Source organism: Haloarcula sp. CGMCC 1.6347, assembly GCF_037078395.1.
Classification (GTDB): Archaea; Halobacteriota; Halobacteria; order Halobacteriales; family Haloarculaceae; genus Haloarcula; species Haloarcula amylolytica.
Window position 1 is genome coordinate 19,205 of sequence record NZ_JAYMGX010000004.1, and the last position, 20,786, is coordinate 39,990.

General features: G+C 57.2%; 20 protein-coding genes. 5 read left to right on the forward strand and 15 right to left on the reverse strand.

Annotation, left to right across the window (positions count from 1 at the left end; all coding sequences use genetic code 11):
* Window positions 1–125: 125 nt before the first annotated feature.
* On the forward strand, window positions 126–941 hold the full coding sequence (locus tag VI340_RS17900; protein ID WP_336358880.1) for a DUF7093 family protein: 816 nt from the start codon (window positions 126–128) through the stop codon (window positions 939–941).
* 69 nt (window positions 942–1,010) lie between these two features.
* On the opposite strand, the gene VI340_RS17905 is transcribed toward VI340_RS17900, so the two are convergent.
* Window positions 1,011–1,700, reverse strand: a complete 690-nt coding sequence (locus VI340_RS17905) for a hypothetical protein (protein ID WP_008308467.1) — start codon at window positions 1,698–1,700, stop codon at window positions 1,011–1,013.
* A gap of 93 nt (window positions 1,701–1,793) precedes the next feature.
* Here VI340_RS17905 and VI340_RS17910 point away from each other — a divergent pair, with 93 nt between their 5' ends.
* Entirely contained in the window at window positions 1,794–2,267 is a 474-nt protein-coding gene (locus VI340_RS17910; RefSeq protein ID WP_336358881.1) for a hypothetical protein, read from the forward strand.
* 89 nt (window positions 2,268–2,356) lie between these two features.
* Here VI340_RS17910 and VI340_RS17915 read toward each other — a convergent pair whose 3' ends face one another.
* Together VI340_RS17915 and VI340_RS17920 are read right to left on the reverse strand one after the other, a co-directional pair.
* Window positions 2,357–3,385: a hypothetical protein gene (locus VI340_RS17915; protein ID WP_014030841.1), complete on the reverse strand. Its 1,029-nt coding sequence runs from the start codon at window positions 3,383–3,385 to the stop codon at window positions 2,357–2,359.
* 163 nt (window positions 3,386–3,548) lie between these two features.
* Entirely contained in the window at window positions 3,549–4,457 is a 909-nt protein-coding gene (locus tag VI340_RS17920; protein WP_336330678.1) for a DUF7139 domain-containing protein, read from the reverse strand.
* A gap of 674 nt (window positions 4,458–5,131) precedes the next feature.
* Between VI340_RS17920 and VI340_RS17925 the strand changes: the two genes are divergently transcribed.
* Entirely contained in the window at window positions 5,132–5,272 is a 141-nt protein-coding gene (locus VI340_RS17925) for a hypothetical protein (protein WP_336330644.1), read from the forward strand.
* Window positions 5,273–5,514: 242 nt separating this feature from the next.
* Here the strand turns inward: VI340_RS17925 and VI340_RS17930 are convergent, their stop codons facing one another.
* The 3 genes from VI340_RS17930 to VI340_RS17940 form a co-directional block, all read right to left on the reverse strand.
* A complete protein-coding gene (locus VI340_RS17930) occupies window positions 5,515–5,904 on the reverse strand; it encodes a DoxX family protein (protein ID WP_008308456.1) in 390 nt (129 codons plus the stop codon).
* Between the two features lie 73 nt (window positions 5,905–5,977).
* The gene (locus tag VI340_RS17935) at window positions 5,978–6,559 is read right to left on the reverse strand and encodes a VIT1/CCC1 transporter family protein (protein WP_008308454.1); all 582 of its coding nucleotides are present in this window, start codon (window positions 6,557–6,559) and stop codon (window positions 5,978–5,980) included.
* Between the two features lie 6 nt (window positions 6,560–6,565).
* Window positions 6,566–6,856: a DUF211 domain-containing protein gene (locus VI340_RS17940; protein ID WP_008308452.1), complete on the reverse strand. Its 291-nt coding sequence runs from the start codon at window positions 6,854–6,856 to the stop codon at window positions 6,566–6,568.
* Between the two features lie 354 nt (window positions 6,857–7,210).
* On the opposite strand from VI340_RS17940, the gene VI340_RS17945 reads away from it, so the two are divergent.
* Window positions 7,211–8,095, forward strand: a complete 885-nt coding sequence (locus VI340_RS17945; protein WP_008308450.1) for a universal stress protein — start codon at window positions 7,211–7,213, stop codon at window positions 8,093–8,095.
* 128 nt (window positions 8,096–8,223) lie between these two features.
* Entirely contained in the window at window positions 8,224–8,838 is a 615-nt protein-coding gene (rdfA, locus tag VI340_RS17950) for a rod-determining factor RdfA (RefSeq protein WP_008308448.1), read from the forward strand.
* A gap of 81 nt (window positions 8,839–8,919) precedes the next feature.
* Here rdfA and VI340_RS19890 read toward each other — a convergent pair whose 3' ends face one another.
* From VI340_RS19890 to VI340_RS17990, 9 genes are all read right to left on the reverse strand, one after another.
* Entirely contained in the window at window positions 8,920–9,255 is a 336-nt protein-coding gene (locus VI340_RS19890) for a DUF7576 family protein (RefSeq protein ID WP_023842931.1), read from the reverse strand.
* A 1,724-nt stretch (window positions 9,256–10,979) separates the two neighbouring features.
* Window positions 10,980–12,413: a dihydrolipoyl dehydrogenase gene (lpdA, locus tag VI340_RS17955; protein ID WP_336358882.1), complete on the reverse strand. Its 1,434-nt coding sequence runs from the start codon at window positions 12,411–12,413 to the stop codon at window positions 10,980–10,982.
* Window positions 12,413–13,945 carry a dihydrolipoamide acetyltransferase family protein gene (locus VI340_RS17960; RefSeq protein WP_336358883.1) on the reverse strand — a complete coding sequence of 511 codons (1,533 nt, stop codon included), beginning with the start codon at window positions 13,943–13,945 and terminating at the stop codon, window positions 12,413–12,415. Before VI340_RS17960 ends, lpdA begins: the two co-directional genes overlap by 1 nt.
* 1 nt (window position 13,946) lies before the next feature.
* Window positions 13,947–14,963 carry an alpha-ketoacid dehydrogenase subunit beta gene (locus VI340_RS17965; protein ID WP_336330647.1) on the reverse strand — a complete coding sequence of 339 codons (1,017 nt, stop codon included), beginning with the start codon at window positions 14,961–14,963 and terminating at the stop codon, window positions 13,947–13,949.
* Complete coding sequence (gene pdhA / locus VI340_RS17970) at window positions 14,960–16,108, reverse strand: pyruvate dehydrogenase (acetyl-transferring) E1 component subunit alpha (RefSeq protein WP_008308441.1); 1,149 nt, start codon at window positions 16,106–16,108, stop codon at window positions 14,960–14,962. The genes VI340_RS17965 and pdhA overlap by 4 nt, the downstream gene beginning before the upstream one ends.
* Before the next feature lie 682 nt (window positions 16,109–16,790).
* Window positions 16,791–17,495 (reverse strand): ABC transporter ATP-binding protein, encoded by a 705-nt coding sequence (locus VI340_RS17975; protein ID WP_008308440.1) that lies wholly within the window; start codon window positions 17,493–17,495, stop codon window positions 16,791–16,793.
* Entirely contained in the window at window positions 17,492–18,319 is an 828-nt protein-coding gene (locus VI340_RS17980) for an ABC transporter ATP-binding protein (protein ID WP_008308439.1), read from the reverse strand. The genes VI340_RS17975 and VI340_RS17980 overlap by 4 nt, the downstream gene beginning before the upstream one ends.
* Complete coding sequence (locus VI340_RS17985) at window positions 18,312–19,619, reverse strand: branched-chain amino acid ABC transporter permease (RefSeq protein WP_336330648.1); 1,308 nt, start codon at window positions 19,617–19,619, stop codon at window positions 18,312–18,314. Before VI340_RS17985 ends, VI340_RS17980 begins: the two co-directional genes overlap by 8 nt.
* On the reverse strand, window positions 19,616–20,713 hold the full coding sequence (locus tag VI340_RS17990; RefSeq protein ID WP_008308437.1) for a branched-chain amino acid ABC transporter permease: 1,098 nt from the start codon (window positions 20,711–20,713) through the stop codon (window positions 19,616–19,618). The genes VI340_RS17985 and VI340_RS17990 overlap by 4 nt, the downstream gene beginning before the upstream one ends.
* Window positions 20,714–20,786 lie beyond the last annotated feature (73 nt).

Here is a 20,786-nt window from a genome sequence, read left to right on the forward strand (position 1 = left end):
CTCTCCTCATAGTGGTTCCAGAATCAATATGGGGTTGAGCGCAAGTAAACGGGTTTGACAACTACTTTAGCGACGGGGCGAGGCTGGTCACAGACACGTTCCCGCCCGCGGCTAACGCGACAAAGATGTCACTGCTGGTGAATACATTCTTAATCGTACGACGTAAATGGCCATGCATGGGACTGCGTTGTGAGCTATTTGGACACGACTTCGGGGAGTCGACGATAGAGGAGTCGTACGACGAAGGTAAGCGGGGCACTGTTCTAACTGTTCGGGAATACAAGTCTTGCGAGCGCTGTGAGCATATCCGAGATATCTCTGAGAATCAAGGCCTGATATCCACCACAGAGGAATCGAAAGCGAATGGCGAGCGGTCGGATGAAGTCGAACACAGAACCGAAAACAAGGGACCAGCAGGGGTGAGAGAGACCGCGGAGGTCGAGACCGAAGCGAGAGACCCGGTGCAGGCAGCAGACGAAACGGAACCGACCGAACCACCCGCATCAACGATGGCCGTGTCAGACAATGTGGCAGAAACATCTCCAGATGCGGAGGCGAGTGACGAGTCACCGGCGGTGACCGAATCGGCGCTTCTGGAAACGACTGATGACGCCGTGATACTGTCGGAGACACAGGAACCAGATGACGACAGCGACACGCCGTCAAGTAACGACGATGCAGTCCTCATTGATGATGCTGCTACAGACACGGCAGAACCGTCGTCTGAAACCGCCGAAGAACCGGGTATTGGAAACGGTCGAGACGGGCAGTCGTATACGGCGGACCGCTCAAAGAATACCACAAGCGACTCGGTTCCGACGTATCAGTGTCCGAGGTGTGAGTTCGAACTCCCCGCGAGTGAATCGTCGTTCTTTCCCGGTGACGTTTGCCCACAGTGTCGGGTCGGCTACCTCGAGGACGTATCGGATGGTGAGTCGTAGGTGCTCGATGGGACGTACCCTCGTGAGGGATGGTCGACGTCAAACAGTGTTTTCGCGAGGAGAGCGTACTCAGTAGTTTTGAAACAGCAGTTTTCGGACGTCGTCTTTCGTCCGGGCGCTCACCGTTGAACCGTCGGGAAGTGTGACTTCGTATGGTTCGTCGGTCTCGTCTGACCGGGTCCACTTCTCGTCATGTTCGGTTAGCAAACGGTTGGCAGCGGAAAGAGTATCACTCGGAGTGTCGTCAACTGCCGCGTTCGACTCGGCCGCGTCGGCGCTTTCGATGGTATCGGATGACGGTGTGGTCTGTGTCGGCGTACCGTTCTGTGCGACGTCACGTCCGTCGTTTGGCGTGTTCCCCGGCCTAGTTGGGCCGGCGGCCGCCTCCTCGCCCCCCTCGTTCGCTCTTTTTTCAGGTTCGATATCCGCGAGGCGATCCGCAAGCTCACTCGTTCCAAGTGCTGCGAGCAGTTTCCCTCGCATCTCGTCGGCCTCAATACCGCTACCGGGAACGTCTGGCACCTCGGAGGCGATGTGTTGGAGTTCCGGATACTCAGCCGAGGCGAGTCGCTCGTAGTCGGTACGGCTCAGGCCTTGCTCGTCTTCCAGCTGGTCCGGCGGTGTGTATGTATCGAGGAGGTAGTCAACGACATCTTGCGTACGAATGTGCCCGTACGTCTCGATGAACGCGTCTTCGAGATCCTCCCGAATCGTCGTCAAGTCATCCTGTTGTGTGTCCGTAATCTCGATCTCCGGCATCACCTCCAATATCGGTCGCCCATCTCATAACTCGTTCCCTGGACGGCGATAACTGACGGAACCATTGTATAGCAGAGGCACGCATGGTCTAGTATGCGGTGTCCCCGCTGCGAATCCGATCTCAGCACGTATACGCTTGCGACCGCTGACCAGACAGCTATCGTCTGTGAATCGTGCGGCTTCGCAGACATCTCTGCGTCGCATCACAACGAGGCTTCCCCCCCAGAGTCCTGGGAGTTCGCTCTCGCTCGGTTCAACGAGCATCCTGATTCTAACCCCGGTAAACCCGAAAACACCGGCCGTACACCCAGCGTCCCGATTCCGGAACGGGACGAGCCCACAGACCGACCAGAGTTCTCGCTTGAACAGGCTGGTGTCGCGGTGGGAATATCTCTGGGGTCCGACGCTAACAGGTTCCGACAGGACGCTGCTGACGAATTGAACCGTGTTTTCGACGAGAACGAAATTGAACAGAGCGGGGAGGTTACAGCCAAATCTAATGAGAACGATGAGAATAGCCAAGACACGGAAACTGAAGCCGAGGAAAACGGGGACGTAACTGAGTAGCGTCCGACGTCAGTTGTATTGCCTGGACGAGGACCAGTAGAATGTTCCGGCTGATGCCGGCGAACAGTGCTTCTATTCGAGACCAACCGTTACTCGGCGGTGGTGTCAGATTCTTCGGCCTGCTCGTTTTGCCCCTCGCGCTCTTCTTCCGACCGCGCTGCGACGAGTGCGCCCTGTGCGACACTATACAGCGGATTCTCGGCTTGGCGGACGTCGCTGATTGAGAACGGTATCTCGGATTCGTTGATCCGTTCGGCGAACAACTCTTCGAAGCCGTCAGGACTGGATGTCCCACCAGTCACGACGACCGGGACATCCAGTCCCTCCTCGACATCTTCCTCATCGACTTCACTGATGATGTTCTCGATGACATAGTCGAGGAGATTGTCGTAATAGATACTCAGTGCACCTTCAATACCGCCGACGTCCGTCTCGAAGTTGAGTGCGAAGTCCTCTTCTTTAACCGAGGTGACCTTATCGACGGGCGTGCCAGTCGCCTGTGCAGCCTGCTCGTCGATCCAGTCGCCACCGCGTGCGATGGAGAACTTCATTACGGGGACTGCATAGTACGACAGACAGACGTTGGTCATCCCGGCGCCGAAGCTGATACCGAGGCCAGTGAACTCACGGTTGGCAAGCTCGGAGTAGATGACGGCCATCCCTTCATTGATCGGTTCCGGGCTGTAGCCCATATCAGTGAGTAGGGATTCAATCGTCTTTTGATGATATAGCGTCGAGACATCGGCATCGATTGGGTCCGCGGGAACCGAGAAAAACAGGCGCTCATTCGGGAACTCCGGTTGTCCAACCACCTGTTCCGTGATGAGCTTAATCATCGGAATAGCTGATTGCTCGTCGCTCGAGAGAATCCCGGCTTGCATCGGGCGGCGTGTCTCCTCACTGAAGATATTCGCGAAATTCAGGGCGTCATCGCCAACGATGTAGACGCGATCATCCTTGCGGATGTGGAGAACATCACTTCTCGACAGCATCTGTTCGGCCATGTCGCTGTAGTCAATTTCGACGAAGGAGTTCCGCTGCTGCACGAATACCGTTTCGTTACCATCTTGGCGTGCAGACAGGAGGTTCATCGTACCGACATCGAGACCTTGGGGCATACAGTTGTATTCCTCCCACCAAGTTGAAAAAACTATCCTGTTTTGTTGCAATAGGTTACATGTTATTTATGAAAACAGACGGAATGGTTCGTAGGAACATATTACTCTGAGTTACCCCACGCAACGAGAGAACAACAGCGGAGTGTCGTGGTGAGCAGACCGTCTATTCAAACAACAACGACCGAAGACGGGTAACAATGCTTCGTTGCTCTTTGACACCGGTTTCCACATCGTCATCTTCGGCCTGCTCATTTCGAAACTGCGTGAGAGCGTCGACCTGTTCTTCGGTACCGGTGCTTCGTTCTGTCTTTGATTGGCCACCCTGTAGCTGTCTGAGCCCATCTACTGCGTCATCAACGTCATTGCTGTCGGCTCGTGTCGTGGTCGCCTCGGAATTCTCGATAGCCGTCCGATCGAGGTCAGAGTCCGTTTCTGGCATATCCAGATTTAGCCGCTTAGTTTTGGGCTGCTGTTCGACACCACCCCACGATAGTTCCGCTCCGTCTAGTGCCTGTTCGATATCGTCGTCCACATCTGCTTTGCTGACAGACTCCGACTCGCTCTCGGCCGGCTCGACTGGTTCAGTTGAGTCGCTTGGGGTTGCCGCTTTCTCGAGGTAGTGTGCAACCAGCGCCGCTCCTGTTGAGGCCGCAAGCATGACTAAGCCAGTGGCGTAAACGCTGATCGTCCAGACGCTGCCGTTGACTCCGCCACTGTTCGTCCACCCATACGGAAAGACATTAACCAGAATTATCGTTGCGGCGAGACAGAACAACGTGCCGGCGGCACTGACGACCCGGGTCTTGAAACCGACTGGGAGGAGTACGACGACGCTCAACAGCACGGAGGGCAGTCCGACGAACCCGACGACGAGCGCAACCTCACGAATCTGCCAGTACGGTGCGCTCCCGGACTCCAGAACGTTACTGTACAGAAAGAGGCAGAATCCGACGATGGCAAGCGTAACTCCAGCAAAAAAGAGTCCGAACCCAACGTAGATATCTCGCTCTTTAGCCGGTTCGCCGACATATTCGTGATAAACCGACGCAAGCGTGTCGCGATAGCCCGACACTGAGTCGGCAGACTCTGGGGACCTGTCCGATGTAGATGCAGAGCTCATTCCGTTTGTTATTTGGTTCCGATGGGTGTTAAAGATGGGCTTACCCTATTTCGTTCGATCCTGCCTCCGGGGAGCGAGGGGGAGCGGCGACACGCTGGCTCAGGGGCGCGAGGGCGTCACTCCCTCCTTGATGGTGATCCCGTCGTTCTGAATGTGGACGAAGATCGTTCGTTCGGGCTCGTCGGAGACTGTCACGGCAGCGACTGATTCATGTTGTCTATCGAGAACAGCTTTAACCCTGTAGCAGCCAGCCTGTAGCAAGTTGACCGAACAGCCGGACTGGCCTGACAAGAGCTGATAGTGGGCTCTATGGCAACATATCTCGCTGTCGTATATTTCTATGCGGACATCATGTTTGGTATCGGTGGTGTTTCTGATGTGGAGGTCTTCGTGCGCCAGACGCCACTGTTCACTGTTCGTCGACAGAAGTTTACGACTACTGGAGGGCATGTCGACATTGTATCTATACTGCAGTTACGAATATGTCTTATGGATAGACAGTATCTCTCTATGTCATTACGGTGAACTCACATGTAGTGTAGATATATACTAGTTCCCAATCGGTACCTATTCATGTCTAATCTGGCAAAGCAGCTCCCCGGAGTCTTGGAGGCACAAGAAGCCAGATGCCATCTGTACCGTGTGTCCTCTTCACGGACGACTTCGCCGTCGTGGACGCGGGCATCGCGTTGCGTCTTCGAAGCGGATATCCGCTGAAAAATGGCGGTCGCTCGCGGTTGTTCTGGCTCTCGGCACGGTTCTGGTGATGGCGGTGAGCGGCCCTCTGGTCCTTGTTGGGCAGTCCTCGGCGTCTCACACTATATGGCGATATTCGTAGGGACAACAGTGGCATCGTCCGATTCGATCGCTGCGACCCAGCGGCGCTGGCTACCGGTCACGTCCACGCCGACAGCTTCGTCCCACAACCGGCGACGACGGCGTCGATCAATCCGTCGCAGACGATGAAATACGACCGAGCCAGCCCGGTCACTCGGGGTTTTCGCCACGCTCAGTCGGTGTACCAGTACGCCCAGAGGATCAACACGCCTTGCAGCGGCAACCGTGCCCAGCGGACCAACACAGAGGGATCGCCACCACCCGTCCCCTCGATAGTGACCATGGAGACAGCCATATAGACGTTCGCGGGAAAGATCGCGACGAGCAATGCGATCGTCGCCCACGCGGCGTACGAACGCGTCCGGGGCACCAACAGGCCGAGCCCGACAGCGATTTCCGCGACGCCGGACAGATACACCAGCGCAAGTGCCGCCGGCAAGACCGGTGGCACGATCTGGACGTATAGTTCCGGCACGACGAAATGCAATCCTCCCGCGACGACATACAGGAGCGCCATCACGTAGCACAACGGCCGTTTGAACTGTCGCAAGCCAACACGCATCTACTACCGTGTATGGGGACCAGTGGAAAGCAAGTTGGGATTTGTCCTCCAGTGAGAACGGAGTCTCGGTCTCTCACCCCGGAAGGAAGAGATTAAGAATTGCGACGACCAAGCCGGCGAGTCCCATCCGCGCTGCGGCAACGTACCACCGCTGACCCGAAATCGAGCCCATGTAAGCGCCGAACGCACCCAACACACCGATACCCAGGCCGACCGAGATGAGTGCTGCTTCTACCATTGTGACAACGGTCCCCGCGACAACGAACGGGGTCAGTGGAATCAGAACCCCGATGAGTGGCCCCAGGCCGCTCATCATGGCGTGTACGAAGCGGGCACCGCTCTGGTCGCGTTGAACGCGGGTATCGTCGAGGTCTTTGAGCATCGCTCGCTCGATACGTCTGATTTCGGCCCGGGTTTCGGCACGTTCGATTTCCCAGACGCTCCAGACCGCAGACGTCCCGAGACCGACTGCCGCGCCCAGTCCGATTTTGATGACAGTGGAGCCGTCTGAAACTCCCGAAAGGACAGCGCCGACGATAATGCCGATGCACGTCAGCGTCCCGTCGAAGCCGTTCGAGATGAAGTACCGGCGCGAGATTGCGAGGACGTCGTCCTTCCCGAGAAGACGCCTGAGGAGTTGTCGAATGGACGTCACGGCGCGTCAGGCATCCTGTAACGTCCGTCGGTCCGTCACGACGCTGTCACCGCAGGCAACCTGGTCCACAGAGTGTACTGACCCGCCGAGGTTTTCGATCGTCTCTTCGATTGCCTCGAAGTCCAGCTCTTCGCCTTCGAACGTGAGCTTGACGTTTTGTACTTCCTGATCTAGTTCGATCAGAGACGAAGTGACGCCCTCGACGCACTCAATTTCGGCCAGCTGATCGGTGAACATCAGCAGGGGCGGATCGTGGGGTTTCAGTACATCGATAACGAGGCGTCGGACTGCTGCCATATCTCAATACGGTGGGGGGATTGGCTTAAAAATGTGTGTCAGCGCCGTCCTGCCGACGCGCCAGCCTTGGTGGGGGCGTAGAGCAATCCGCTGTGTGTCCCAGCCACAGATGGCTGGAGAGCGCTTCGGTAGGCGAGATATTATTAGACGTCACTGCGTAGTCCGTCACACAGCCTCCGAATACAATGTCTCTGAAACCATACCGGGCCGAGTGCTTTGATGCGTAGGCAACGGCACAGAGCGCCCGAGGACCAGAAGCCACAATCAGGAAGTGCGGAAATAGGGACCCGCCTACGGACAACCCGGAACGCCCTCCGCAACCCAGATAGCTGATCCACAGTCCAGCACGCCACTATGTACGACACTATCCTGTTCCCAACCGACGGAAGTGACGCCGCAGAATCGGTTCTTGAGTACGCATTACAGATCGCAGCCGAACACGAGGCGACGATTCACATCATCAACGTCGCCGACACTGGCCGAGACAGTGTCACCACGATTCGTGGAGAGGTCATCGACGTTCTCGAAACAGAAGGGGAGCGCATCGTGGCGGAAGCCGCACAGTCTGCGAAAGATGAAGGCGTTCCTGTCGTCTCTGCGGTCCTCCAGGGTGACCCGCACAAGACGATAGTCGACTACAGCAAACAGTCCGACATCGACTGCATCGTTATGCCGACGCACGGACGGCGCGGGCTCAAGCGAATCCTGCTCGGAAGCGTCACCGAACGCGTCATCAATACGGCAGCGGTTCCCGTCGTTGCGGTCAACCCTGCCGAAGATCGACCACTCGTGTATCCCCCCAAGCACGTCCTCGTCCCGACGGATGGAAGCCGTGGCGCAGCACTCGCAGTGGCAGAGGGGATCGATGTCGCGAGGGCGACGGGAGCAACGCTCCACCTGCTTCACGTTGTCGAGACCGGCGGTCTCGGCCCGGATGCACGCTCCGTCCTGAAAGAGGGGGAGTTGACCGAGCGGGCAAATGAGATTCTGGCCGAAGCGACCGAGAAAGTCGAGGAGACGTCGCTCAACTCGGTCACCAGCGTCATCGAACACGGGACCACCTCGAAGGTGATTTGCGACTACATCGACGAGAACGAAATCGATCTCGCGATCATGGGGACCCACGGACAGACTGACTTCAGCAGGTACGTCATGGGTGGTGTCAGCGCCAAAATCGTCCGGCAGTCCACAGTTCCGGTGGCGTGGGTTCGCGAGCCTGAATCCGCATCAAATGAGTAGTTCAGTCCGTGAATCGGCCGACACACACCAGAGCACGGGCCTGATAAAGCTCTCCGCGTGAGGGACCTCGCCAAACCTCCCGATATGCGGGAGTGTTTAGTAACTATGGCGTTCATGTAAATCGGATCATGACCGCAGACGACTCACAGTCCGGTGGGGGAACGAACAAGGTGGATGCCGTAATTCGAAAATACGATCTTGTCGGGATGGGTGTAGAACTCGAAGATCGGTGGGTCGGCGCCGACGGGGAGGAAGAAAGTACCCGAGACCTCGCGGACTACTTCAATCAGTCGGTGCTCGAGTCCGCCATCGAAGGGAGCGACGCACCGACATTGAGTGGCGACATCCAGCAGGTCTATCAATCACTTCGCGAAGATGACGCGGACGCCCCGCTCATACGCTCCCGTCTCGAACAGAGCGGGGTCGATATCGAATCGGTGATGGACGACTTTATCTCCCACCAGACGGTGTATCGCTATCTCAAGAACGACCGTGGGGCGGCCCGACCCGAGCGGACGCCCGCAGAACGGAAGGAAAACGCCATCGACTCAATACAGCGGCTTCGGGGCCGAACCACCGCTGTAACGAGGCAGACTATCGAGAGCCTCGAAAAGAACGACGCCATCTCGGCAGGCGATTTCAACGTCATCAACGAGGTGCAGGTGCTGTGTGAGGACTGCGGCCATAGCTACGATATTGTAGCGTTTCTGGAACAGGGTGGCTGCGACTGTCAATCCGCGTGAGGACTCGGACCGTATTATCGAACCGACGCCAAAACCCCAGTATGGTCCTGTAAACCGACAATGCGCCACGCCAGCCGGCGGTCAGCCGAGCCTCGGGAACCGAGCGGTCTTACAGTCGACACCGCAGAACGCGTATTCCGAGACGTTGCCAGCACTATCTCTGGTCGTGACATTACGATACCGGACGTTGTCGTCAATTGATGCGCCGCAGTGATCGCAGTGTCGCGTTTCAATCGAGCTAATTACGACCCTGATAGATTGGCTCTCAACGCTTTCGGGGGCTGCACTCCGCGCTCGGTCCGCGTTTGCGATGTCTGCTGATTGTTGGCTACGGTACTCCTGCGTGTTTTGTGCGTTCATGATGTCGCTGATTATGGGTTTGTAGTTGGTGTCGCAGCGCTTCGTGAGATGGGTCATCGCGACCCGAAAACCGTCGGCTGGTGTTTGGGAACCAGCCAGGACCGACGTTTTCCACCTGTGTGCCGGCGTTTGCCCGCACTGTGGTGGTCTACGTCAGTTTAAAATTTGAAAAATGTAAAAAACGCAAAACCGGATGTGAGGGGGTCTGCACCGATCAAGTGCCGGGACAGCGGGCTTGCCTGCCAAGCCGTACAGTCAGCGCCCGGATTCATGTCTCTATCTTTAATGGATGTTCACTTAATAGTTCCGTGAGTGGCGTTCACATCCAACGAAAATAACTGGCCCAAACCTGTGAGTCCAGCGAGGCTGCACAACGTAGCCGGGGCCTGCAGCGGTCATCACTCTAAGACATCTATAGTACCAATTGAAACGATGGAGACCTGATCGCACTGCTGTCGGGCGACCAGGTGTGCATTGATTTTCAATGGCTACTATAATAGGGACTAACCAAATGATTAAATACGGAAGTCCCGTACTGGGAGGTATGGAACCGGGTACCAAAACGGTAGAACCGCCCCGGAAAGCGAGCCAATTAGCGGCTGTAACGTCCGGTTATACGTTTTTTACACTTTCTCCCCGGTAACCCACGTAGCCCACCCCAGTCCGGGCAGTAACCCGGCATAGGCGGAAAACGGCGGTAAAGCGACAAGAGCGATCCAGAGTAATGTGTAACAGTCGACGGAACGAGTCCGACCCCTGTCAACAACGAATCGATACAAACGATGAATGGACAAACTGAGGCGGAGCGGTCACTAGCAACTGCTCGGTACGCTATGGAAGCCAGCGGCAACACGGCCGCTGCCGAACTGAATATCCAAAACAAGTCAACTCGAGTCTTGGTCGGTGGGTCACCGAACTACCGCTGTGATTACTGTGGACAAGTGATCAGCGAACAGATGAAGTTCAGCGGGGTTACGATACGTGATCCGGACGGAGAGATAACGGAGCATTTCTTCTGTGAAGAGGAATGCATGACATCACAATACCCAGATATCTAACACACCTGTTTGGATTGCGATCAGAACAAATATTAGGTCTACAACGAGATAGTATATAATCTAATATTTTTGGATTGTATCCGACAGCATAGAAAAGACAGATGACAGGAAGTGATAGCATACGAGACAGTAGCTGAACTTTCAGCGCAAAAAACAGGTCGTATATATCCACATCGACACCGAATCCAAACAAATACTCTATAACTTCGTTCTGGAAAATTGGTCAATATATAAATAACCTCGGAATATTAATATTCGGCGGTACAGAATAAGGGACGGTTTTATATGAGTTCATCAGCCATGACATCGCATGACATGCTACAACGCGAGCAAAGGAATTCTGTACGAAAACCTTCCAACAGACGTACCGAGACCCGAAGAAGAGGAGAGCAAACTGAGTGCCAGTGACGGTGCCGCAAGCCAAACAGTCGCGAACGACTGAATCTGGAACGTATCTGTTGTCCGACGCTGGAGACTACAGTAACAATTGAAACGAGGTACACACTGACCGCACTGCCGTCGTGCGATGAGGTGGACATTGATTTTCAATGGCGACTATAGCTTCAATCTATACCCAGAAAAGAACGTAGCGGTCGCTCAGCGAGGGTTCTATTCCCGAGTTGTCGTTTCGTTTCAGTAAACAGTATCAGATAGGCCATAGCTGGGTGTCGATTCAACGATTTGGGTCGTAGATCTGGTTTCTGAGGGGTCAATATCGACCAGTCAGTTTTGTCTGTGTATTGCTTTCCCTCTCGCATTCTGTGCGGCTTCCATTACCGCTTCACTTAATGTTGGATGCGTATGGACGGTGGAGCCGATGTCCTGAAGCTTTGCACCCATTTCGATCATGGCTGCGATTTCTGCGATCAACTCGGATGCCTCCGGACCGACGATCTGTGCACCCATCACACGTTCGGTTTCTTTTGCGGCGACAATTCGGACAAAGCCCTCTGTCCGGTTCGCTGTTAGTGCCCGTCCAGACGCCTGGAACTGGAACTCACCTGTAACTGGGGTAATACCCTCGTTCGCAGCTTCGTCCTCCGTCAGCCCGACGGTTCCGATTTCCGGATCGGTGAACACCGCAGCCGGGAGTGCCCGATAATCGACCGCAGCGGGCTCGCCAGCGATTACTTCTGCTGCGACTTCTCCCTCTTTCGAGCCCTTGTGTGCCAGCATCGGCTCACCCGCCACATCGCCGACCGCGAAAATGTGCTCCTTGTTCGTCCGACATCTGCTATCCGTTGGAATGAACCCCTGAGCATCGGTTTCGATGCCGGCAGCTTCGATACCGAGCGTGTCAGTCACCGGGCGTCTACCCACGGCAACGAGTATTCTGTCAGCAGTGAGTTCGATATCGCTATCGTGCGCCGCCTCGTCGGCAGGGACAGCAGTCAGGACGGCTTTACCGTCCGACTCTGCCCAGCTGTCCGCCGTGTACCCGAAGTGAAAGTCGACGCCGAGACGCGCTGCTCGCTGTCGGACTATCGAGGCAATGTCCTCCTGATAGCCGGGAAGCACCTGCTCTAGGGTCTCAATTACCGAGACGTCGCTCCCGAGTCGGCTGTAGACTGTCGCTAGCTCCATGCCGATGTATCCGGCTCCGACGATGACGAGTTCGTCGGGTACCGTTTCGAAGTTCAGAGCGCCGTCGGAGGAGACGATGCGCTCGTCATCGAAGTCGAACCCCGGAATTTCGATCGGCCGGGACCCCGTTGCGATGACGCAGTGGTCGAATTTCAACGATTCAGAGCCCTGCCCCTCTCCCTGATGGACGATTCTGATCTTGTTCTCAGCAGCAAATTCGGCAGTCCCTTTTAACAGATTCACGCCAGCTGCCGTACACAGTTGCTCGATACCGCTCGTTAGTTGGTCGACGATGCCGTCTTTCCAGCTCATCATCTCGTCGAGCGCCACTGTTGGGTCCGCGTAAATCCCCAGTTCCTCCGCCTGGCCCGCCTCCGATGCCAGTTCTGAACCGTTTAGCAGCGCTTTAGAGGGGATACAGCCACGGTTGAGACAGGCTCCCCCGTACGCTCCTTTTTCAACGAGAGTGATATCGAGGTCAAGCTGTGCAGCGCGGATTGCGGCGACGTATCCGCCGGGGCCCGCGCCAATAACCAGTACGTCAGTCGAGGTAGTGACATCTCCGACGACCATTATTCTAGTAATAGCAGGTTTGGATTTCGCAGGTACTTCTGTATGGAGTTCGTGAACCGTGCGGCGTCTGCGCCGTCGAGCACTCGGTGGTCGAACGACAGCGATAGTGTCATCACATGACGGGGTTCTATCGTCTCTTCACCATCGGCTTCGACAACCCGTGGCTTCTTTTTGATCTCTCCCAGTGCCAGGATTGCGCTTTCCGGCTGATTGATGATCGGTGTTCCGTACTCCCCGCCGATGCCGCCGATGTTCGAGATAGTGAACGTCCCGCCACGCATCTCCTCCGGCGAAAGACTCCGTTCTCTCGCTCTCTGGGTTTTTTCGTTGGTTTCCGATGCGACTTCGAGCAGGCCTTTCGCATCAACGTGCTCGACAACGGGAACCAGCAGCCCGGCATCAGTCGCCGTTGCGACACCGATGTTGTAATACTCCTTTTCGACGATTTCTTCGTTTGCTTCGTCGAGGGAGGCGTTTACCTGTGGGTTCTCTTGTAGGGCCGCGGCACACGCTTTCATCACGAACGGCATATACGTCAGTCGTATATCGTGCTCCTCGGCCGCCTGTCTGAGGCTCGAACGAGCGTCGACCAGCGCAGTCACGTCGACCTCGTCCTGATGGGTGACGTGCGGGGCCGTATATTTCGACTCCGTCATCGCGGCTCCGATCGTCTGTCTGATCCCGTTGTACGGCGTCCGAGACTCCGGGCGCGCCGGCTCGTCAGCCGCTGCCCTCTCGGCTACCGCTTCTTGATCCTTTTTCTGTGCCTGCTGTTGGGCCTTTGCGTACTCTCGGACCGCTTCGAGCGTGACAAAGGGTTCTCCGTCCTTTCGTTCATCAGTGGGGACATTGTCGAGATCGACCCCTTCCTCGGCTGCGACGTGTCTGGTCTTCGGGACGGCCACCGTCGTCTCCCGGTCTGCCGTTTTTCTCGCCTGAACTGGGCTGACAGACTGCGTCGAAGTTGCCTGCTGTTTTTGTCGCTCTGCAGCAGCGGTCCGCTGGTTTGACTGCGCCTGCGTCGAGGAGTGAGAGTCCGTGTTCGCGTACGCGCGGACATCCGACTCCGTTATACGTCCCGGAGACGAGTCCGCAATGCTGGAGATATCGACGCCCAGTTCACGGGCGAGACGCCGCACAGACGGCGGAGCGGCGACCTGGACGCGCTGTGTCACCGCTGGTTCTGACTGCGTATCTTCGACTGGCTGTGTTGGTGCTTCGTCGTCGGTTTGGTACCCGCTGTCCGCAGTGGCGTCGTCTGCAGGCGTTTCAGTTCCGTCCGGTTCGGCTTCCCCTTCGACCCGGAAGACGATAATCACGTCACCGACTGGGACTGTCTCACCTTCCGCGGCACGGAGTTCTTCGACAACACCGTCGACGGGGGACGGGACGTCGACGACGGCTTTGTCGGTCTCGACTTCCGCTACTGGCTGGTCTTCCGAAACTGAATCGCCCGGCGCAACCCGCCAGCGAAGCAGTTCGCCCTCGGCGACGCCTTCACCGACATCGGGGAGTTCGAATTCGCGTACCATGTTAGAAATCGACTGTTTCGCGGATGCCGTCTTGGATACGGACCGCCTGTGGCAGATAGTAATCCTCCAGCGAATGGAGCGGCATGGGGGCATCGAAGCCGGCGATTCGTTTGATTGGCGCTTCCTGATGAACGAGCGCTTCCTCCTGGATCGTCGTTGCGATTTCCGCCCCTAGTCCGCCGGTCTTCGGTGCTTCGTGTACAATCGCGGCTCTGCCGGTCTTTTTGAACGAGTTCGTAATCGTCTCTACATCGAGGGGTGACAGGGTCCGCAGGTCGATGACCTCGACATCGATGCCATGTGACTGGCTGAGGTTCTCCGCGGCGATCAGGGCGGGCCGGGTCATTGCTCCCCACGTATAGACTGAAATATCGCTTCCCTCCCGCCGGACAGCAGCCTCACTCAGCGACACTTCATACGGTTTTGCCGGGACGTCTTCACGGAAGGCCCGATAGATCAACTTCGGCTCGAGGAAGATGACCGGATCCGGGTCGTGGATGGACGCCGCCAGAAGTCCCTTCGCATCGTAGGGGGTGCTCGGCGAGACGACCTTGAGGCCGGGCTCGTGCACGAAGAACGCTTCCTTTGACTCGGAGTGGTGTTCCGGGGCCCGGATTCCACCGCCGTATGGAGCCCGTATCACCATCGGCACCGAGTACTGTCCCTGGCTACGGCTCCGGAGGCGCGCAGCGTGACTGACGATCTGGTCGAATGCAGGGTACATGAAGCCCATGAACTGCATCTCGGGCACAGGCTTCATCCCGGTCTGGGCGAGACCGATCGATGCACCCACGATGCCGGCCTCTGCCAACGGCGTGTCGATGACGCGGTCTTCGCCGAACTCCTCGTAGAGCTGGTCGGTTGCTCTGAAAACACCGCCGTTCTTCCCGACGTCTTCGCCCAGAACGACGACACTGTCGTCCCGTGACATTTCCGTGTACAGCCCGTCCTGTATCGCCTCGACGAGGGTGAGACGCTGTGCGTTTTGCCCCGTCTGCGTACTGGCTGTCGAACTCATTCCAGCACCTCCGAGAACGCGCCGTCGTCATACTTCTCGCGCAGCCGGTTCAGTTCGTCCCGCTGTTCTTCGAGCCGCGCTGGAACGTCCTCGTACACGTGCTCGACGATGTTGTCCGGACTCGTCTCTGTCTGTTCCGCCGTTTCTATCGCCTCGCTGACTTCTTGTTCGATACTGTCCTGGATCTCACTCTCAAGGTCGGAATCGAGGATGCCCTCGTTGTACAGGTACGTTTCAATGCGGTCCACAGGGTCGCGGTCGCGCCAGGCCTCTTCTTCCGATTCGTCTCTGTACACAGACGGGTCATCCGCAGTGGTGTGTGCACCGAAGCGATACTGGACGGACTCGATAAGCGTTGGACGTAGCTCTCCGGGACCCGGATTCCGGGCTTTCTCCAGTGCCGCACTGGCGACTTTGTAGACCGCCAGCGGGTCCAGCCCGTCGACTCGAACGCCGTCGATACCGTAGGCCTGTGCTTTTTCAGCGATGGTTTCGCTCGCCGTCTGTCGCTCGCGGGGGACCGAAATCGCCCATTGGTTGTTGTTACAGACGAATACAGCTGGGACGTCGAACACCCCGGCGAAGTTCAGTCCTTCGTGGAAGTCTCCTTCGGAGGTCGCACCGTCGCCGAGGTGACACAGGACGGCCGTATCGGTCTTTCCCTGTAGCTTGTGTCCCCACGCCATTCCCATGGCCTGTGGAACCTGGGTCGCAATCGGAATGTACTCCGGCATCACGTTGACGTCATCGGGGATCGCGTACCCGTCCCGATAGCCTCTCAGTGGCTCGAAAAGGGACACAAGGTCCATCCCGTGGGCGTACTTCGCCGCGTGCTCCCTGTAGGTCGGGAACAGCCAGTCCTGCTCGGCAAGTGCCAGGCTCGTGGCGACTTGTGACCCTTCTTGGCCCGTCATTGGTGCGTACGTCGCTAGCCGCCCCTGTCGCTGGAAGCTGATCGCCCGCTGGTCGAAGTGACGAGCGAGCTTGATAGTCTCATACAACTCAAGTAACTGCCTGTCTGAAATGTCCGGAACAGACGCCTGTGGTAAGACGTTGCCTTCAGCATCCAGTACCTGGACTAGATCCGAGTCTTCTCTGACGGCCGCTGGCACGTCCTTGCTTCCTGCTTCGTTTTTCATATTCATTGTTTTCGATGATGTTTTTTGTATTTGACAGACGCTCCCTCAACAGACCCTGATAACCCGAACAGCCGCTGAGTACGGCTCCCCGAGCGTGTTCAAGGCTGGCGTTTTCCACCGGGCACAGGGACCACCTGTGCGCTGGCAGTCTACGCCAGTTTAAATGTCGAAAATGTAAAAAATGGAGCTGTGGAAGAGGGCAGTGCCCAATCCATTAACTGCCGGGACAGCTGACCTGCGTGGCAGGCGATAGGGTTCGAGCCCGGATGCATATGTGGAGTCTGACATGGTAGATACTTATTGTTTGTGCGACATTCGTTCACACGCCATAGTAGCTATCCCGGTGTGAGCGGTGACAGTTACTGGTCCAAAAGGACGTAGAGACAACGACAAGTACAACATATTTGACTATTATATCCACCCTCCCTATCTTGTGATGATGGTAACACAACATATATTCAGACGCTAATACGGATAGGTCGATATAACGAGGTGCTGTGAAGAACTAAATACGTTTAAATATCTACAACTACACTGAATCCGGGGCTGCAGTGTGGAAATCCGTTCGCTGATTATGGGCCGTCAAGGACTCAACGGCCCGTGCCGGCTCGACGGCCCGTACAGTATCTCGTGTCGACGCCTTCCTGTGGCAAAAAGCAGTCTCCAAGCCAGTGCTTGGGGACGGGAGCTACCCGCCGAGGAAGTCCTCGCGAACCTGCTGGTCGTTGAGAAGTGCTTCACCACTGTCTTCGTGTCGGTTCTGTCCCTGCACAAGGACGTAGCCGCGGTCGCACCGCCGCAATGCCTCTTTGGCGTTTTGCTCGACGAGGAGGACAGCGGTTCCGGCGTCATTGATCTCGTCGATGCGGTCAAACATCTCGTCGACGAGGTCCGGTGCGAGGCCTGCACTTGGCTCATCAAGCAGTAACAGATCGGGATCGAGCATGAGCGCACGGCCCATCGCCAGCATCTGCTGTTGCCCGCCTGAAAGTGTGCCCGCCTTCTGCTCTGACCGCGTTTCCAGTATCGGGAAGCGGTCGTAAACTGCCTGTAGCCGCTCTTCCGGGAACTGGTCCAGCGTGTATGCACCCATCTTGAGGTTCTCCGTGACCGTCAGCGGCTCGAACACGTTGTTGCTCTGGGGGACAAAGCTCAGCCCATACGAGATGATATCTTCCGGTTGTTCGCCAGCGATGTCCCTGTCATCGAATACGATCTCGCCCCCCATGTACGTCGTCAGTCCGAACACCGACTTCATCACAGTGGACTTGCCCGCGCCGTTCGGGCCGACGATGGTGATGTACTCACTCTTTCCGACTTCCATGTCGACATCTGTGAGGATCTGCAGGTCGCCGTACCCGGCGTCCAGCTGCTGCACCGACAGCAAACTCATATTTTCACCTCTTCCCCGAGATATGCGTCGAGCACTCTGTCGTTGTTTTTCACTGCCTCCGGTTGCCCCTCTGTGAGAACACTTCCCTGATGCATAACGATGACCGTATCGCAGTTGTTCATGATAACGTCCATATCGTGTTCGACGAAGAGGAAGGTGTAGCCACGCTCTTTGAGCGTGTGCAACCGGTCGATGAGTTTCTCCTCGAGTGTCGGATTGACTCCCGCAAGCGGTTCGTCCAGCAGCACCATCTCGGGGTCGGTCATGAGCACGCGCGCCATCTCCAGAAGCTTCCGTTGCCCCCCTGAGAGATTGCCGGCGGATTCGTGCGCGACGTGTTCGATCTCGAACAGTTCGAGCATCTCCCAGGCCTGTTCCCGGAGCTCCTTTTCCTGTTCGACGACCTTCGTTCTGGCTCGCGGGAGGACCGCTCGCCAGACTGCTTCGCCGGCCTGGTTCTGTGGTGCCAGCAGCAGGTTTTCCAGCACGGTCATCTCCGATAGCTCCCGTGCGATCTGGAAGGTCCGGACGAGGCCCTGGTTTGCGACCTGATCCGACCGGTACCCCGTTATCTCCGTGTCGTTGAACTCGACTTCGCCCCCGTCCGGGCGTTGCACACCGGTAATCAGGTCGAACGTCGTCGACTTGCCAGCCCCGTTCGGGCCAATCAGACCGGTGATCGACCCCTTTTCGACGTGGAAAGAGACGTCGGCGACAGCGGTAATACCGCCAAACGTCTTTCGTAGGTTCTCCACTTTGAGTATCTGCTCTTGCTGTCCCTTCTGGGTCTGGTCGCTCCGTGCTGAGTGCGCGTTCTTACTCATTGTCGTCCTCGCGAGTCGCCTGTTGTGAGAGGTCAACGCTCGATGCGATTGCTTTTCGATGGCCAAGCAGCCCGTCCGGATGCCGTTGCATGAGATACACCAGAACGATACCTAACAGCATGAGACGGAGCGCGGAGATGCTCACGTCCTGCACGGAATAGGCCAGCAGCGGCGTGACATCAAGGGTCCCCAGCTCGGCAAGGGCACCGACAAGCGTGTCGGGGGCGTTGCTGAGCTGGAGATACTCTGCCACGACCCGGCGGACGAACGAGGGTCCCTCGAAGAGCAGACTCGCGAACAGAGCACCGCCGACGATACTTCCCGTTGGCGACCCAGTCCCGCCGATAAATAGCGCAATGAAGATGTAGAACGTCTGTATCGGCTTGAACATCCGTGGCGATGCATAGCCCCCGGAGAGCCGCCAGAGGATGGCGATCAAGCCCATGAGCGCACAGCCGAGCGCGAACGTCTTGATCTTGAACAGGCGCGTGTCTTTCCCCAGCGCCTGCGTGACCTGCTGGTCCTCGCGGATGCTCTTGAGGACCCTGCCGAAGGGTGACTTCCCGATACGGATCATCAGCCAGTACAGGAGGCCGAGACAGAGACACAGCACGACCACGTACGCCCAGCCGATGACCAGCGTCTGCTCGATTCCCAGTGGTTCCACGGCGCTGAACATCGCCGCACCCAGCGCATTGGGCGCCGGGGCTGTTGCGGCCGGGTCTGTGTAAAAGAGAATCCGGATCGGGTTCGATGGGAGGGACAGGCCCGTCGCACCGCCAGTCCCGAATGCGACGCCGGCAATGCGAGTGTTCGCGAATTCCGGGGCACGGAGTGTGAGGCGAACGATTTCCGAGAACGCGACAGTTACGATTGCGAGATAGTCGGCACGGAGTCGGATCGCCGGCAACGCTGCGAGGCCGCCGACGACCCCGGTCACGAGGATAGCAGCCACGATGGCGACCGGAAGCGGCAGCCCGAAGCCGGGTGGACTGGCCGTCACTGGGGCGGCCAGTATCCCCATCGTGTACACACCGATCGCCATGAACCCGGCCGCTCCGAGATTGAACAGGCCCGCGTACCCCCACTGGAGGTTCAGTGCGAGCGCTAACATGGCGTAGATCGCCGAGAGGAACGCAACACGACGGAGCGTGTTGACTGTGCCGTTCAGCTGGAACCCGAGAACGACACTGAAAAGCGCGTACAGTCCCCCGATCGCGAGAGCAAGCGCGACAAGCAGGCGCACGTCATTGTTGCCAAGCCAGCCCTCAGCCCGCGCCTGAATGGAACCCGTACTCATGCCGTCGTCCTCCCACTGAACAGACCCGACGGGCGCACGAGCAGCATGACGATCATAATGACGAATGCCGCAACCAGGAGGAAGCTAGCCGGGATCCAGACGAGCGCGAGTCGACTCGCGATGCCGAGGATGACCCCGCCGACCATTGCGCCGTAGATCGAGCCGACACCGCCGAGGATGACCGCTGCGAACACCAGTAACAGCAGGTCCCACCCCATTGTAACTGTGAGCGTTCCCTGCTGTAACGCGATAAGAAAGCCCGCACACCCGGTAAGCCCGCCGCCGATAATCCATGTGAGCTTGACGACGCGCTCCGTTGGGATGCCCGTGACTTTTGCGAGGTCTTTGTTCGCAGCCATTGCGCGCATCGCCATGCCGATTTTGGTGTACTGGAGCAGAATGTGCGTGCCGAGCATCAGGAGTGCGGCGACGACGACCAGCGTAATCTGGTGCCCTCCGAACGTGACATCCGCGATGGTAAATTGGGGGACGTTGCCGCCTGTCAATCCGCGGCTGTCAGTCAGGAACGAAAAGGTGAGAAAATTACGAAGGAACAGTGCGACGCCGACGCTGGCAATCATCAGCGTCACGCCGTCGGCACTGCGCATCGGTTTGAACACGATTCGATCCAGCAAAAGCGAGAGGACGGCTGTGAGGGCCGCGGCGACGAGTAATCCAGCCAGAAGCGCCAGTGGGGTGTTGACGACGTTTATTCCGAGCTCATTCGAACCGACTGCGATTGGGCCGCCGATGAGGACGAGCGCTTCGACGGAGAATTCCCCCAGGCCCGCAATCAGAAACGCTGTCGCCCATCCGGCGAACGCACCGCTCGTAATCAAGTCACCGTGGGCAAAGTTCGCGAAATTGAGGATACTGTACGTCATCGAGAGGCCGACACCGGCCAGTCCAAGCGACATCCCAAGCACCAGTCCGTTCCAGAGATAACTCATGAGGTCTGTGACGACGATTGTGCCAGTGCCTAACTGTCGAAGGATGTCGAATACGAGAAACACGCCGATAACGGCGAATATAACGAGTACTGGGCGGTTGTATAGTAGATTCTGTCCACGGCTGTAGTAGTCTCGTGCCGCCATATTATCGTGCTCTGTACCCAGTGTTAAAAATCTTGATGTAAAATCGTCATAGAATCACAGGGAACCGAAGATA

Excerpts from the sequence above, each read along its gene's own strand:
- lpdA (WP_336358882.1), bottom strand. The coding sequence starts at position 12,413 with ATGGTCGTCGGAGATGTCACTACCTCGACTGACGTACTGGTTATTGGC.
- rdfA (WP_008308448.1), top strand. The coding sequence starts at position 8,224 with ATGACCGCAGACGACTCACAGTCCGGTGGGGGAACGAACAAGGTGGAT.
- VI340_RS17990 (WP_008308437.1), bottom strand. The coding sequence starts at position 20,713 with ATGGCGGCACGAGACTACTACAGCCGTGGACAGAATCTACTATACAAC.
- VI340_RS17915 (WP_014030841.1), bottom strand. The coding sequence starts at position 3,385 with ATGCCCCAAGGTCTCGATGTCGGTACGATGAACCTCCTGTCTGCACGC.
- VI340_RS17975 (WP_008308440.1), bottom strand. The coding sequence starts at position 17,495 with ATGAGTTTGCTGTCGGTGCAGCAGCTGGACGCCGGGTACGGCGACCTG.
- VI340_RS17960 (WP_336358883.1), bottom strand. The coding sequence starts at position 13,945 with ATGGTACGCGAATTCGAACTCCCCGATGTCGGTGAAGGCGTCGCCGAG.
- VI340_RS17900 (WP_336358880.1), top strand. The coding sequence starts at position 126 with ATGTCACTGCTGGTGAATACATTCTTAATCGTACGACGTAAATGGCCA.
- VI340_RS19890 (WP_023842931.1), bottom strand. The coding sequence starts at position 9,255 with ATGACCCATCTCACGAAGCGCTGCGACACCAACTACAAACCCATAATC.
- VI340_RS17940 (WP_008308452.1), bottom strand. The coding sequence starts at position 6,856 with ATGGCAGCAGTCCGACGCCTCGTTATCGATGTACTGAAACCCCACGAT.
- VI340_RS17905 (WP_008308467.1), bottom strand. The coding sequence starts at position 1,700 with ATGCCGGAGATCGAGATTACGGACACACAACAGGATGACTTGACGACG.
- VI340_RS17945 (WP_008308450.1), top strand. The coding sequence starts at position 7,211 with ATGTACGACACTATCCTGTTCCCAACCGACGGAAGTGACGCCGCAGAA.
- VI340_RS17930 (WP_008308456.1), bottom strand. The coding sequence starts at position 5,904 with ATGCGTGTTGGCTTGCGACAGTTCAAACGGCCGTTGTGCTACGTGATG.
- VI340_RS17985 (WP_336330648.1), bottom strand. The coding sequence starts at position 19,619 with ATGAGTACGGGTTCCATTCAGGCGCGGGCTGAGGGCTGGCTTGGCAAC.
- VI340_RS17980 (WP_008308439.1), bottom strand. The coding sequence starts at position 18,319 with ATGAGTAAGAACGCGCACTCAGCACGGAGCGACCAGACCCAGAAGGGA.
- pdhA (WP_008308441.1), bottom strand. The coding sequence starts at position 16,108 with ATGAATATGAAAAACGAAGCAGGAAGCAAGGACGTGCCAGCGGCCGTC.
- VI340_RS17965 (WP_336330647.1), bottom strand. The coding sequence starts at position 14,963 with ATGAGTTCGACAGCCAGTACGCAGACGGGGCAAAACGCACAGCGTCTC.
- VI340_RS17925 (WP_336330644.1), top strand. The coding sequence starts at position 5,132 with ATGCCATCTGTACCGTGTGTCCTCTTCACGGACGACTTCGCCGTCGTG.
- VI340_RS17910 (WP_336358881.1), top strand. The coding sequence starts at position 1,794 with ATGCGGTGTCCCCGCTGCGAATCCGATCTCAGCACGTATACGCTTGCG.